The sequence below is a fragment of the Klebsiella sp. BDA134-6 genome (genome assembly GCF_015601345.1).
Classification (GTDB): domain Bacteria; phylum Pseudomonadota; class Gammaproteobacteria; order Enterobacterales; family Enterobacteriaceae; genus Klebsiella; species Klebsiella grimontii.
This window is the reverse complement of the sequence record NZ_CP064784.1, coordinates 1107472-1121617: the sequence shown is the minus strand read 5'-3', so window position 1 is coordinate 1121617 and position 14146 is coordinate 1107472. Positions and strand designations below refer to the sequence as shown.

The 14146-nt window shown below is 53.4% G+C and carries 13 protein-coding genes and 1 tRNA gene; 6 read left to right on the top strand and 8 right to left on the bottom strand.

Annotation, left to right across the window (positions count from 1 at the left end; all coding sequences use genetic code 11):
* Positions 1–2: 2 nt before the first annotated feature.
* Positions 3–1346 carry a Na(+)-translocating NADH-quinone reductase subunit A gene (locus IYV58_RS05170; protein ID WP_004129173.1) on the bottom strand — a complete coding sequence of 448 codons (1344 nt, stop codon included), beginning with the start codon at positions 1344–1346 and terminating at the stop codon, positions 3–5.
* A gap of 413 nt (positions 1347–1759) precedes the next feature.
* Between IYV58_RS05170 and dpaA the strand changes: the two genes are divergently transcribed.
* Entirely contained in the window at positions 1760–2500 is a 741-nt protein-coding gene (dpaA, locus tag IYV58_RS05165) for a peptidoglycan meso-diaminopimelic acid protein amidase (RefSeq protein WP_004129169.1), read from the top strand.
* Here the strand turns inward: dpaA and IYV58_RS05160 are convergent.
* A complete protein-coding gene (locus tag IYV58_RS05160; protein ID WP_004129167.1) occupies positions 2471–3238 on the bottom strand; it encodes a class II glutamine amidotransferase in 768 nt (255 codons plus the stop codon). The two genes, dpaA and IYV58_RS05160, sit on opposite strands and share 30 nt — an antisense overlap.
* A gap of 209 nt (positions 3239–3447) precedes the next feature.
* Positions 3448–4029 carry a D-sedoheptulose 7-phosphate isomerase gene (lpcA, locus tag IYV58_RS05155; RefSeq protein ID WP_004099149.1) on the bottom strand — a complete coding sequence of 194 codons (582 nt, stop codon included), beginning with the start codon at positions 4027–4029 and terminating at the stop codon, positions 3448–3450.
* Positions 4030–4267: 238 nt separating this feature from the next.
* Between lpcA and fadE the strand changes: the two genes are divergently transcribed.
* Positions 4268–6712 carry an acyl-CoA dehydrogenase FadE gene (fadE, locus tag IYV58_RS05150; protein ID WP_004129165.1) on the top strand — a complete coding sequence of 815 codons (2445 nt, stop codon included), beginning with the start codon at positions 4268–4270 and terminating at the stop codon, positions 6710–6712.
* 183 nt (positions 6713–6895) lie between these two features.
* On the top strand, positions 6896–7666 hold the full coding sequence (locus IYV58_RS05145; RefSeq protein WP_087828258.1) for an amidohydrolase: 771 nt from the start codon (positions 6896–6898) through the stop codon (positions 7664–7666).
* 245 nt (positions 7667–7911) lie between these two features.
* Here the strand turns inward: IYV58_RS05145 and IYV58_RS05140 are convergent.
* Positions 7912–7988, bottom strand: a tRNA-Asp gene (locus IYV58_RS05140).
* Positions 7989–8120: 132 nt separating this feature from the next.
* A complete protein-coding gene (dnaQ, locus tag IYV58_RS05135; protein WP_004133854.1) occupies positions 8121–8852 on the bottom strand; it encodes a DNA polymerase III subunit epsilon in 732 nt (243 codons plus the stop codon).
* A 65-nt stretch (positions 8853–8917) separates the two neighbouring features.
* On the opposite strand from dnaQ, the gene rnhA reads away from it, so the two are divergent.
* Positions 8918–9385, top strand: coding sequence for a ribonuclease HI (rnhA, locus tag IYV58_RS05130; RefSeq protein WP_004129160.1), 468 nt, complete (start codon positions 8918–8920; stop codon positions 9383–9385).
* Here the strand turns inward: rnhA and IYV58_RS05125 are convergent.
* Positions 9382–10104, bottom strand: coding sequence for a class I SAM-dependent methyltransferase (locus IYV58_RS05125; RefSeq protein WP_004129158.1), 723 nt, complete (start codon positions 10102–10104; stop codon positions 9382–9384). The genes rnhA and IYV58_RS05125 overlap by 4 nt on opposite strands.
* Positions 10105–10136: 32 nt before the next feature.
* On the opposite strand from IYV58_RS05125, the gene gloB reads away from it, so the two are divergent.
* Positions 10137–10892, top strand: a complete 756-nt coding sequence (gloB, locus tag IYV58_RS05120) for a hydroxyacylglutathione hydrolase (protein WP_195729461.1) — start codon at positions 10137–10139, stop codon at positions 10890–10892.
* Positions 10893–10963: 71 nt separating this feature from the next.
* Positions 10964–12331 (top strand): murein transglycosylase D, encoded by a 1368-nt coding sequence (gene mltD / locus IYV58_RS05115; protein ID WP_004129156.1) that lies wholly within the window; start codon positions 10964–10966, stop codon positions 12329–12331.
* Between the two features lie 57 nt (positions 12332–12388).
* Here mltD and IYV58_RS05110 read toward each other — a convergent pair whose 3' ends face one another.
* Together IYV58_RS05110 and IYV58_RS05105 are read right to left on the bottom strand one after the other, a co-directional pair.
* Entirely contained in the window at positions 12389–13159 is a 771-nt protein-coding gene (locus IYV58_RS05110) for a class I SAM-dependent methyltransferase (protein WP_004129155.1), read from the bottom strand.
* A gap of 86 nt (positions 13160–13245) precedes the next feature.
* Positions 13246–14043: an endonuclease/exonuclease/phosphatase family protein gene (locus IYV58_RS05105; protein WP_024359141.1), complete on the bottom strand. Its 798-nt coding sequence runs from the start codon at positions 14041–14043 to the stop codon at positions 13246–13248.
* Positions 14044–14146 lie beyond the last annotated feature (103 nt).

Below are 14146 nucleotides of genomic sequence, written 5' to 3'. Positions count from 1 at the left end.
ACTTATCCTTCCTGCTCTATCTGGGTTAACACGCTGCGCAATGCCGGGCCATATTCGTACTTGCCGGGACATACGTAGGTGCAAAGCGCCAGGTCTTCTTCATCCAGTTCCAGGCAGCCCAGTGCCTGCGCGCTGTCAGTATCCCCCGCCAGCAAATCACGCAGCAGCATGGTGGGCAGAATATCCAGCGGCATCACTCGCTCATAGTTGCCAATCGGCACCATAGCCCGCTCACCGCCGTTGGTATCCGTCGAGAAATTAAATAGCTTACGCTTCATGAAATGGCCGAGCGTGGTGCGGGTAATGGAAAATTTATCTTTCCCGGGCATTACCCAGCCGAACAGCTCTTTCTCACGCCCCTCTTTTACGACGCTTATCTGTAAATGAAAGCGGCCAAGAAAAGCATGGGGCCCTTGAGCATGCGTTCCGCTGAGGACTGAACCAGAAATAACGCGGTTTTCATCATCCAGAAGTTCATCTGCCAGCAGTTCATCAAGGCTGGCGCCAGAGCAGGTCTTTAATAAACGAGGCTCTTTCACCTGCGGGCCGCCGAGCGCAACGATGCGTTCGCTAGACAACTCCCCTTCAAGGAACAATTTGCCAACGGCGATAACGTCCTGATAGTTAAGGTGCCAGACCTGCTTTTTCAGGCTAACCGGCTCGAGAAAATGGATGTGGGTCCCGACCAGCCCGGCCGGATGCGGCCCGGCAAACTGGTTGAAGGTCACCTGGCCTACGGGATGCCCGCCAAGCTTGCCACCGCTGGCCTGGCAGACGTGGACCTTACCGTCGGTCAACCGCGTCAACAGGGTTAAGCCCGCGTCAAAAGCCTCGCGCTGGGCCAGAATGATTGGCTGGGGGTCTGCCGCCAGTGGATTTGTATCTATGGCGGTGACAAATATGGCCGCTGGAACGCTGGCTGGCGCGGGTATTTTGCTGAAAGGGCGGGTGCGAAACGCCGTCCACATCCCCGACTCCATCAGTTGCTGCTGCACGGCCTCGCGCGTCAACGCGGCAAGATCGGCTAATTCATAGCGGGGAAAATGAACGGCATCATCGCCATCTACGTCAATAACGACCGATTGCAGTACCCGCCGTTCGCCGCGATGAATGGCGCTGATGGTTCCACTCGCAGGGGCAGTAAACCGCACGCCAGAATTTCTTTTATCTTCAAACAGAAGTTGACCTTTTTGTACCCGGTCTCCTTCACGCACCGCCATCGAAGGGCGCATACCGATGTACTCTTCACCCAACAGCGCAACGCGCTTGACCGCAGTCTTCGAAGAAATCTGCTGTGATGGCATGCCAGCTATGGGCAAATTCAGCCCTTTCGTGATTTTAATCATATCGTTAGCAGGTATCCGTTACGTAAACCCCGGCATCAGACCGAGGCCAGCATAATTAATGGAAAATAAGAGGAAGAAAGGAACATCGTAGTCCTGATAATTCACAAGACGGGAGAGAAGCATCCTTTCTTACCCTGAGTATTTAGCGGAGCAAGTGTAACATTTCGTGAGCAGCGCCTGTAGACAAACTGCAATTAAGTCGTTCTAAAATGCGAGCTATTACGCAAAGTTCTGACTGCGCTTTACCTGAATATTCGCTATAACGGAAAACTAAAACGTAAACGTGGCACATCGTGCTTGCGAAAAAATGCCGTGATGCTAATGTGAGCGCTCTAAAACCAGAAAACTCTGATTTCGGGTCTCTCTTGCCGTCCTGGCAATGTGGTTATTTGTTTTATCAAGGAACAAGTAGTATGCGCAAAATCGCATTATTTATTGCGATGCTTCTGTTGCCGTGCGTTTCATTCGCAGGGCTACTTAGCAGTAACAGCTCGACAACACCGATGAGCAAAGAGTACAAACAGCAGCTCATGGGTTCGCCGGTCTACATTGAGATCTTCAAAGAAGAGCGCATGCTCGATCTTTACGTCAAGATGGGCGAAACATACCAGCTTCTCGACAGCTATCGGATCTGTAACTACTCCGGCGGGCTCGGTCCAAAGCAGCGCCAGGGCGATTTCAAGAGCCCCGAAGGTTTCTATAACGTTTCCCGCAATCAGCTAAAACCCGACAGCCGTTTCTACAAAGCGATCAATATCGGTTTCCCGAACGCTTACGATCGCGCGCATGGATATGAAGGGAAGTATCTGATGATTCACGGTGCCTGCGTATCCGTTGGCTGTTACGCCATGACCGATACCGGTATTGATGAAATCTTCCAGTTCGTCACCGGCGCGTTAGTCTTCGGCCAACCCAACGTTCAGGTGAGTATTTATCCTTTCCGCATGACCGATGCCAACATGGCGCGTCACAAATATTCCTACTTCGCGGATTTCTGGCAGCAGCTTAAACCCGGGTACGACTACTTCCGGCAGACGCATAAGCCGCCGGTGGTTTCGGTAGCCGATGGCCGCTACGTGGTGAGCAAACCGCTCAGCCACGAAGTTGTGCAGCCGCAGCTCGCGTCAAACTACTCGGTCCCCGAGGCAAAATAACGCCCACTCGCCTGGCATAATTTTATTCCAGGTTTCGTTGCCGGTCAGCGGCTGAGTGGCGATAACGGAGACCACATCATTCGGTGTGGTCTCGCGTTGAAAATCTATTTCTACATCCTGATCCAGCAGCGTCGCTACGCCAAACGGCGCCCGTCGCGTAATCCAGTATAAATTCGTCGAGCAGAACGCCATCACGTAGCGTCCATCGGAGAGCAGCATGTTAAATACGCCTTTTTCACGCAGCTCTCCGGCAAGCGTGGCGATAAAGCTGAATACCTCCACCATATCGCCCGGCATTTCCGGATAGCGCTCGGTGATGCTGTGCAGCAGCCAGCAAAACGCTTTTTCGCTATCGGTTTCCCCAATGGGATGCAGGTTGCCCGTCACGAGATTCTCATACCCTTCCAGTTGACCATTATGGGCATAAGTCCAGTTGCGTCCCCATAGCTCCCGGGTAAAGGGGTGAGTATTTTCCAGCGCAACGATACCCCGGTTGGCCTGGCGAATATGGGCAATGACCGAGCAGGACTTGATAGGATATTCTTGCACCAGCTTGGCTATGGGCGACTGAAAGCTAGGCTGCGGATCTTTAAATGTGCGACAGCCCTTACCTTCATAAAAAGTAATGCCCCAGCCGTCTTTATGCGGCCCGGTTCCGCCACCGCGCTGCACCAGCCCGGTAAAGCTGAAACAAATATCAGTTGGCACATTCGCGCTCATCCCGAGCAGTTCGCACATAGATCACCTCATACAACTTACTGAAACATAAAAGGCGTTATTGGTGCAGTCAGTTTGGACACGGCCAGCGCGCAGAAACCGGAGCGTACTTCATGTACGTGAGGATGATTCGCTACGCTCCCCCTTCGGCCCGCCCTGAAGGGCGTTCAAAACTCGGTGAGTTTTGTCTGAGCACTGCCCGGGTTCAAAATGGCTAACAAACTAGCCTTTTAAGCTTTAACCATCTCTTTTTCGATCAACATAATCAGAATATGAATCACTTTAATATGAATTTCCTGAATGCGGTCGGCGTAGCCAAAATGCGGTACGCGAATTTCGACATCCGCCGATCCCGCCATTTTACCGCCATCTTTTCCGGTCAGAGTAATCACTTTCATCCCCTGAGCGCGAGCGGCTTCGATCGCTTTGATTACGTTACCGGAGTTACCCGAAGTGGAGATCCCCAGTAATACGTCGCCTGCACGACCCACTGATTCTACGTAGCGAGAGAAAACATATTCATATCCGAAATCATTGCTGACGCAAGAGAGATGGCTCACGTCTGAAATCGCAATTGCCGGATAGCCTGGGCGGTTTTCACGATAGCGCCCGGTCAGTTCTTCCGCAAAATGCATCGCATCGCAGTGCGAACCGCCGTTACCGCAGGAAAGGACTTTGCCGCCAGCTTTAAAGCTATCCGCCAGCAGCACCGCAGCACGCTGAATCGCGTGAATGTTGGCTTCGTCCTGCAGAAAGTTAGCCAGCGTTTCAGCGGCTTCATTCAGTTCGTTACGAATAAGATCCTGGTACATGAGGATAATCCTTCAGTATTTGTGGGATAACCCAGGCAGTTTACCGGATAGCCGACGCAGCGAGAAGCAGCACGCGATGCAATCCCCTGTGCTTTTGATTTTATGTGCCGCATTTCCGTACAACAATGTGAGCAAGGTTGTAATTATTTTGTAAACACATTGCTAAAACAAATTACATCCACTACAACCATATCATCACAAGTGGTCAGACCTCCTACAAGACAGGGAGCATTTCTCTATGATGATTTTGAGTATTGTTGCAACCGTTGCTTTACTCGGTGCGCTCTTCTATCACCGAATCAATCTGCTGCTCAGCAGCGCAATTTTACTTGTCTGGACCGCCGCGCTCGGCGCTGCGGGGCTGTGGAATATCTGGCTGCTCATTCCGCTGGCGATCGTTTTACTGCCGTTCAACCTTGCGCCGATGCGTAAATCCATGATTTCAGTCCCGGCCTTCCGCGCTTTCCGTAAGGTCATGCCGCCGATGTCGCGCACCGAGAAAGAAGCGATTGACGCTGGCACAACCTGGTGGGAAGGCGATCTGTTTCGTGGCAACCCCGACTGGCAGAAACTGCACAACTATCCGCAGCCGCGCCTCACCGCTGAAGAACAAGCCTTTATTGACGGTCCGGTCGAAGAAGCCTGCCGTATGGCGAACGACTTCGAAATTACCCACGAGATGGCCGATCTGCCGCCGGAGCTGTGGGCCTATCTGAAAGAGCATCGCTTCTTCGCGATGATCATTAAGAAAGAGTACGGCGGACTGGAATTCTCCGCTTACGCGCAGGCTCGCGTCCTGCAAAAGCTGTCGGGCGTCTCCGGGATCCTGGCGATTACCGTCGGCGTACCGAACTCATTAGGCCCGGGCGAGCTGCTGCAGCATTACGGCACAGAAGAACAGAAAAACCACTATTTGCCGCGCCTGGCTCGCGGTCAGGAGATTCCTTGCTTCGCACTGACCAGCCCGGAAGCGGGTTCAGATGCCGGCGCCATTCCGGATACCGGCGTCGTCTGCATGGGCGAATGGCAGGGCCAGCAGGTGCTGGGAATGCGCCTGACCTGGAACAAACGCTATATCACCCTTGCGCCTATCGCCACCGTGCTGGGACTGGCGTTTAAACTCTCCGATCCAGATCGCCTGCTGGGTGGAGAAGAGGAACTGGGCATCACCTGCGCGCTCATCCCCACCAGTACCCCCGGTGTTGAAATTGGGCGTCGGCATTTCCCGCTGAACGTTCCGTTCCAGAACGGCCCGACCCAGGGGAAAGATATTTTCGTTCCTATCGATTACATTATTGGCGGCCCGTCGATGGCCGGCCAGGGCTGGCGGATGCTGGTTGAGTGTTTATCCGTGGGACGCGGCATCACCCTGCCATCAAACGCCACCGGCGGCCTGAAATCCGTCGCCATGGCTACCGGCGCCTATGCACACATTCGCCGTCAGTTCAAAATCTCTATCGGTAAAATGGAAGGGATCGAAGAACCGCTGGCGCGTATCGCAGGCAACGCCTACGTAATGGATGCCGCCGCCTCGCTGATTACCTACGGCATCATGCTTGGCGAAAAACCAGCGGTACTGTCGGCAATTGTGAAGTACCACTGTACTCACCGTGGTCAGCGCTCCATTATTGACGCAATGGATATTACCGGTGGTAAGGGCATTATGCTCGGCACCGGAAACTTCCTGGCGCGGGCCTATCAGGGCGCGCCGATCGCCATCACCGTTGAAGGGGCGAATATCCTGACCCGCAGCATGATGATCTTCGGTCAGGGAGCGATTCGCTGTCATCCGTACGTGCTGGATGAAATGGCGGCCGCGCAGAATAACGACGTTAACGCTTTCGATAAGCTGCTGTTTAAACACATCGGGCACGTGGGCAGCAATAAGGTACGCAGTTTCTGGCTGGGCCTGACCCGCGGTCTTACCAGCAGCACGCCGACTCGCGATGCCACTCGTCGTTACTATCAGCACATGAATCGCCTGAGCGCCAACCTGGCTCTGCTGTCCGATGTCTCAATGGCGGTACTGGGTGGTAGTCTGAAGCGTCGTGAAAGAATTTCTGCACGTCTGGGCGATGTACTGAGCCAGCTCTACCTGGCGTCGGCGGTCCTGAAACGCTATGACGATGAGGGGCGTAACGAAGCGGACTTACCACTGGTTCACTGGGGCGTGCAGGATGCGCTGTATCAGGCCGAACAGGCGATTGACGATCTGCTGGTCAACTTCCCGAATCGTCTGGTCGCCGGGGCGCTCCGCGTGGCTATCTTCCCGACCGGGCGTCACTACCTGGCGCCTTCAGACAAACTGGATCATAAGGTAGCGAAAATCCTGCAGGTTCCGAGCGCGACGCGTTCCCGTATCGGCCGCGGTCAGTATCTGACGCCGAGCGAGCATAACCCGGTCGGCCTGCTGGAAGAGGCGCTGCTTGATGTTATGGCAGCAGACCCTATCCACCAGCGACTGTGCAAAGAACTGGGCAAGAATTTGTCGTTTACGCGTCTTGATGAACTGGCCGGTAATGCGCTGGCAAAAGGGTTAATCAATCAGGAAGAGGCGGACATCCTGGTCCGTGCGGAAACCAGCCGACTGCGCAGCATAAACGTCGACGATTTTGCCCCGGATGAACTGGCGACCCGCCCGGTAAAGCTGCCGGAGAAAGTGCGCAAGATCGAAGCGGCTTAAAAACGAAAAAATAAACACATCACGATCGAGGCGGGGATTTCCCCGCCTCTCTTTTTTCTGACAATTCAGCGGAAGGTATTTCCAGGGCTGTCATTCTTTTACAAAATATTCCCTGAGCCGTCCGTCGGCTGATATGGTGTTAAAGTCATTATAATTCCTCTCATCATACTGGAGTTCACCACCGTGCCCGGACTGAAAATTACCCTTTTACAACAACCGCTGGTGTGGATGGATGGTCCCGCCAACCTGCGCCATTTCGATCGTCAACTGGAAGGGATAACCGGGCGTGACCTCATTGTTTTACCCGAAATGTTTACCACCGGCTTCGCGATGGAGGCAGCAAAACAGTCGCTATCGCAAGAGGAAGTGGTTACCTGGATGGAAGCTAAAGCCGCGCAAACCAACGCGCTGATTGCCGGTAGCGCCGCGCTACAAACGGACCGCGGTCCGGTTAACCGTTTTTTGCTAGTTGAGCCCAACGGTCAAATCCATTTCTATGATAAACGACACCTGTTTCGCATGGCGGATGAACATCATCATTACGAGGCGGGTAACGAACGGGTTATTTTTGAATGGCGCGGCTGGAGAATTCTGCCGCTGGTGTGCTACGACCTGCGTTTCCCGGTGTGGTCGCGCAACCATAACGACTACGATTTAGCGCTGTACGTTGCCAACTGGCCCGCCCCACGCTCAATGCACTGGCAGTCGCTGCTTGTCGCCAGGGCTATCGAAAATCAGGCTTATGTAGCCGGGTGCAATCGCGTCGGCACCGATGGCAACGGGCACCATTATCGGGGCGATAGCCGGATAATTACCCCGCAGGGCGAGATTATCGCCACGGCTGAGCCGCATCAGGCGACCCGCCTGGACGCTGAGCTTTCGCTGACGTCGCTAAAAGAGTATCGCGAGAAGTTTCCGGCCTGGCAGGACGCGGACCCCTTCACGCTCAACTAAGGCAAGCAAACCCGGGGAGCCTGGGCTCCCTTTCTTATGCCGCAAACGCGCGTTGGGCCGGCAATAAAGCCAAATAAAGTTTACCTGTCACCCATCAATGCGGTTTGCGCAAGGCATGCAGGCTGCGCCGTGAGTCCGGCATATTGTCGAGGGAATGGAAGCGTGTCTGAAGGCCTGGCTCAGGAAACGGCACGGGCCAGAACGACGAAAGCCTGAATCATTGCTGATTCAGGCTTCCTGAATAGTGGCGGAACGGACGGGACTCGAACCCGCGACCCCCTGCGTGACAGGCAGGTATTCTAACCGACTGAACTACCGCTCCACTTACTGTTCCCTTGGGAACGAGGCGAATATTACGGATTCCCCTCTACCCCGTCAACGCTTTTTCTTCATTTTTGAATCGCTTGCTGCAAAAATCGCCCATCAGGCTATTTTTAGCGCGTTTACGGGCAAATCAGGCACGCCACAGGCAGCTTCCGCCTTTCTTTTGCACCAGATCGAGCCGCGATTCATGGTTCATCAGCTCTTCATCGGAGGCATAAACCACCCGTAATTTGCTGGCGGCGCGAACAACGCGTTGAATGCCCATTTCTCCGGCCTGCTGCTGACCTTCCCCTTCCATTGAGAAAGCCATCGTCGTCTGGCCGCCGGTCATCATCAAATAGACGTCGGCAAGAATCTGGGCATCGAGCAACGCGCCATGCAGCGTTCGCTTGCTGTTGTCTATTTCATAACGTGAACAGAGGGCATCAAGGCTGTTACGCTTGCCCGGGAACATTTTACGCGCCAGGGCCAGGCTGTCGGTCACCTTACAGAAGGTATCCGTCTTCGGAATTCCGCGATTCAGCTTCGCAAATTCATAATCCATAAAGCCGATATCAAACGATGCGTTATGGATGACCAGCTCCGCCCCGCGGATATAGTCGATGAACTCATCGACCACATCGCCAAACGCGGGCTTATCCATCAGGAATTCGTCCGCAATACCGTGAACGCCAAACGCTTCAGGATCCACCAGCCGGTCCGGCTTTAGATAAACGTGGAAGTTGTTTCCGGTCAGGCGGCGGTTGATCACCTCCACCGCACCGATTTCAATTATCTTGTGCCCTTCATAGTGCGCACCAATCTGATTCATACCGGTGGTTTCGGTATCGAGAACGATCTGTCGCGTAATTGCAGTGCTCATAGCGGTCATTTATGTCAGACTTACCGTTTTACGTATCGATTTCAATTACAGGAAGTCTACCAGAGATGCTCAAACAGGTAGAAATTTTCACCGATGGTTCTTGCCTGGGAAATCCAGGCCCCGGCGGCTACGGTGCGATTTTACGCTATCGCGGGAAAGAAAAAACTTTTAGCGAAGGCTTCAACCTTACGACGAACAACCGCATGGAGATGATGGCCGCCATCGTCGCCCTGGAAGCGCTGAAAGAACATTGTGAAGTGATCCTCAGTACCGACAGCCAGTACGTGCGTCAGGGGATTACGCAGTGGATCCACAACTGGAAAAAACGCGGCTGGAAGACGGCGGACAAGAAACCGGTAAAAAATGTCGATCTCTGGCAGCGCCTGGACGCCGCGCTGGGTCAACACAAGATCAAATGGGAATGGGTTAAAGGCCACGCCGGGCATCCGGAAAACGAACGCTGCGACGAACTGGCGCGCGCGGCGGCATCTAACCCAACCCGGGACGACATCGGTTATCAGGCGGAAAGCTAATTCTGCCCCTTGCGCCACTGACGCGTGGCGCCTACCGCCTGCGGTATCCGTTTTTTTGCTTTGCCCGATTTCATCGGGTTTAGCGTCAACGGGATAGTGCGTTTACGGGCAATAATCAGCTGCAGACATCCCAACGCCGGGAGATGCGTACTGAGCATTTTCCCCCCGTGGCGCGACCAGGGAAGGACCTGATAGCCGCCATAGTGCATAACTTCAAAATTAAGCACCCCCAGCCAGTCCATCTGACGCGTTAAGGTGAACATGCGGCTGTTATAGGGGGGCTTATTGCGTAACACTGGCACCAGCTTACGTAACCCCATCAGGCTCATGGGATTAAAACTGGTTAAAATTATCCAGCCATCGTCGATCAGCACTCTATCCGCTTCCCGTAGCAGTCGATGCGGATCGCTGCACCACGGTAAGGTATGCGCCAGCAGGCAGGCATCAACCGACTTCTCGGCAAAAGGCAAATGCAGCGGATCGGCCTTTACCTGCACAGGATTTCCTTGTAAAGAGACATTCACCTGATGGGAAATCGCGCAGGATTCGGTATTGATTTCCGCGCTCAGATTGCCAATCTTAAGTAAATGAAAGCCATATAATTTAGCGAGCCAGGGCTTCATCTGCCGTTCCAGCGATTCGCGGTAGTATTCGCCCCACGGCATGCTGGACCAGTGCTCTGGCGCTGTAACTGTTTGAGGTATCCTTGCCGGCTTCATCGCAACCTTCCGCTACGCATTAGAGGTAATTTATGAATCTTATCAGTATTCCCGCATTTCAGGACAACTACATCTGGGTTCTTAGTGAAGATAGCGGGCGCTGCCTGATAGTCGACCCGGGCGAAGCCGCTCCAGTGCTCGCCGCCATTGAACAAAACCGCTGGCAGCCGGAAGCTATCCTGTTGACGCATCATCACCACGACCACGTTGGCGGCGTAAAACAACTGCGGGAAAAATTTCCGGCTATAGCGGTTTACGGACCGGCAGAAACCCAGGATAAAGGTACAACCCGCATCGTCAAGGACGGAGAAAGCATCTCTGTTTTGGGCCGTGAATTTTCTATTTTTGCCACGCCAGGTCACACTTTAGGACACATCTGTTTCTTCAGCGCACCTTATCTATTTTGTGGCGATACAATGTTTTCCGGCGGCTGCGGTAGACTGTTCGAAGGGACTGCAGAGCAGATGTATCAATCATTTAAGAAGATTAACGCCCTCTCTGATGAAACATTAATATGTTGCGCACATGAGTACACTTTAGCAAATATGAAGTTTGCAATGAGCATCCTTCCCCATGATAGGGATATAAATGATTACTATCACAAAGTTAATGAGTTACGTGCAAAAAACCAAAAAACACTCCCCGTAATTCTGAAAAATGAGCGGCGTATAAATTTATTTCTGCGCACAGATGATGCTGATTTAATTAAAGAAATTAGCAAAGAAACAAATTTGCAACACTCTGCTCAGCGATTTGCATGGTTAAGGTCAAAGAAAGACGACTTCTGATATTTAATTCTTGTCTTCAGCCGACTTCACCGTTATCCTTGCTCGTCTTTTAAGCAACTATTGACACACACATGAAGGCACGAGCGATTTTACTCGCCTCTGTCCTGCTGGTGGGGTGCCAGGCGTCTAAGAACGATGGCACCGTACAACAGCACGCACAGAGCCTTTCTGCAGCGAGTCAAGGGGAAGCAAGCAAGTTCACAAGTCGAGCGCGCTGGTTAGATGATGGAACCTTCTACGCGCAAGACCAGGATCTGTGGACTTCGATAGGCGACGAGCTAAAGATGGGAATTCCGGAAAACGTCCGGATTCGCGAACAAAAACAGAAGTACTTAAGAAATAAGAGCTATCTCCACGATGTAACTTTACGGGCAGAGCCGTATATGTACTGGATAGCCGGGCAAGTTAAGAAACGTAACATGCCAATGGAGCTGGTATTACTACCCATAGTGGAGAGCGCTTTTGACCCGCACGCAACGTCTGGCGCCAATGCCGCAGGCATTTGGCAGATCATTCCGAGCACCGGGCGCAATTATGGTTTGAAACAGACCCGCAGTTACGATGCGCGTCGTGATATCGTTGCCTCAACCACGGCAGCGTTAAACATGATGCAACGTCTGAACAAAATGTTCGACGGCGACTGGTTGTTAACCGTCGCAGCATATAACAGTGGCGAAGGCCGGGTAATGAAGGCTATCAAAGCCAACAAATCACGGGGTAAACCCACCGATTTCTGGTCGCTGTCATTACCGCAGGAAACCAAAATATACGTACCAAAAATGCTGGCCCTGAGCGATATACTCAAGAACAGCAAGCGGTATGGCGTAAGGCTGCCGACGGCAGACGAAAGCCGTGCCCTGGCGCGTGTACGCCTCGACAGTCCGGTTGAGATTTCACAGTTGGCGGATATGGCAGGAATGCCCGTCAGCAAGTTGAAAACGTTCAATGCCGGCGTGAAGGGGTCGACTCTGGGTGCAAACGGCCCCAATTACGTACTGGTACCGCAGAAGCATGCAGCGCAGCTGCGTGAATCTTTGGCCTCAGGTGATATTGCCGCCGTGCAGCCGACGCTGCTGGCTGACAACAAGCCGTTGACCAGCCGCAGCTACCAGGTGCGCTCCGGTGACACCATCTCCGGCATTGCATCGCGTCTCGGCGTATCAACGAAAGATCTGCAGCAGTGGAACGGTATTCGCGGTTCTAACCTGAAGGTCGGTCAGAATCTGGTGATTGGCGCAGGCAGCAGCGCGGAACGTCTGGCGAACAATAGCGATAGCATTACCTATCGCGTACGTAAAGGCGACTCTCTGTCGAGCATTGCGAAACGTCATGGCGTGAACATCCGCGATGTGATGCGCTGGAACAGCGATACCGGCAACCTGAAACCTGGCGATCAGCTGACGCTGTTTGTGAAAAACAGCGACAGACCAGAATCCTGATAATTCAGCAGGCATTAAAAAAGGCACCCATGCGGTGCCTTTTGTTTTATCTCTGCGTTAGATGGCCTTATGGGCCTCAAACATAATCGTATCGCTGGTGAAAGAACCATCCTGCTGCAAGGCAAAATAGGCTTTGACCTCCGCCGATGCGCTCTCCTGGTATAAACGAATCGCTTCCGTCAGCGCCGCTGGCGTCCGCATCCGCGCGACCCAGGAGCTGAACTCCAGAGGCAGGCGATCGGTCAGCAGATGATTTATCACCAAACCGGCCTCACTCGCCATTGTCAGCCATTCGCCGCTGGAGTAGTTGCGAACATGGGAGGTATCGCGCAGCGCCTCAACCGTCTGCAGCCAGACGTCGCGAACAGGGTGACCGGGAGACATCACATCCATAATAATCATCACTCCGCCCGGTTTCAGCACCCGCTTCACTTCACGCAATGCCTGGCCAACATCATGCCAATGATGCGCAGAATAACGGCTGATCGCGACATCAAAGCTGGCATCAGCGAAAGGCAAAGATTCGGCATAGCCCTGCTGCGTGGCAATATTAGTAAAACCTTTATCCCTTGCGGCCTGAGCCACCACCTCCAGCATCTGGCTGGATAAATCATATGCCGTTACCTGGGCAACCTGCCCTGCCGCCGCAAAGCTGGCGTGTCCGGCACCGCATCCCATATCCAGCACGTGGGCCTGAGGGAAGTCCGCCAGCCGTTCGGCCAGTCGCTGCAGATCGCGCCCTGAAGCGTGTACGGCACTGCTCAGGTAGGCGCTGGCCTGTGAGCCAAACTGTTTTTCAACGTTGTCATGATGAGAGCGTGTTGTCATTGCATTGTCCTTCGGTTTTTTTTGAGTAATAAAGGCAGCACCATGCATACGCAGGCCTGCCCCATGGCAGGCCTGATGTACCTTAATTAATCAGGCTTGCCGGGACTGAATTCGACTAGTAGAGGGTTGTGATCGGAGGCGCGGGTCACCAGCACGGAAGCATCGTGCACGCTTAACCCCCGATAAAACACAAAATCAAGCGGACGACCAAAAGTGCGGCGGCGCTGATCGTCAGAGAAGCGGACTTCGCGCAGCGACATTTCACGCGCAAAGCGATACAAAGCGTTCATTCGCGGACGGCTCCAGGCGTTAAAGTCGCCCGCCATTATCACCGGCCCGCTGTGATGGGCGATCTGGTCGCCAATCGGCAGCAACTGTTTGCTGTAGACATCAACGCCAAGACTAAAATTGACCGCGTGGATATTCACCACCATCAGCAGACGGGAATCCGGTAACGGGTAAACGGTGACCAACGCTGACTTTGCCAGCCGCAGGATAGGCTCTCGTTCGCGCAGAGGGCAGCAGTAAATGGGATGCGCGGAAGCTAACGTCATGACCCCGGAAGGATGTTGCGGGAGCACCAGAGCAGGAACCTGGTCCGCGGCCAGATAGTTGGACGTGGCGAATTTCACTAACTCAGGCGTGGTTTGCGCTTCCTGCAATAACACCAGGTGAGCATCTTTACCGAAATTATTAAGCACGGATTTCCACTCGGCGCGCTGTTGTTTGAAGATGTTCCACACCAGAACGCGGATTTTCTCATCCGAGCTTAACGGTACCCCGGCCGGAAATGCCGGAGTCATACCAGCAAACGACCCCGGAGGTAAGATTCTCTCCGCGGGTTGTCCGGCGACATAGCGCATGGCATAGGTATTCTTTCGCAATTTAGGCATCAAACCTCGATAACAGGAAACCAGCCCGACTGCAGCTGGTTCTTCTGTTATAGGGATTTTTGTATACACTTTCAATGCAATTTGCCAGAAACCT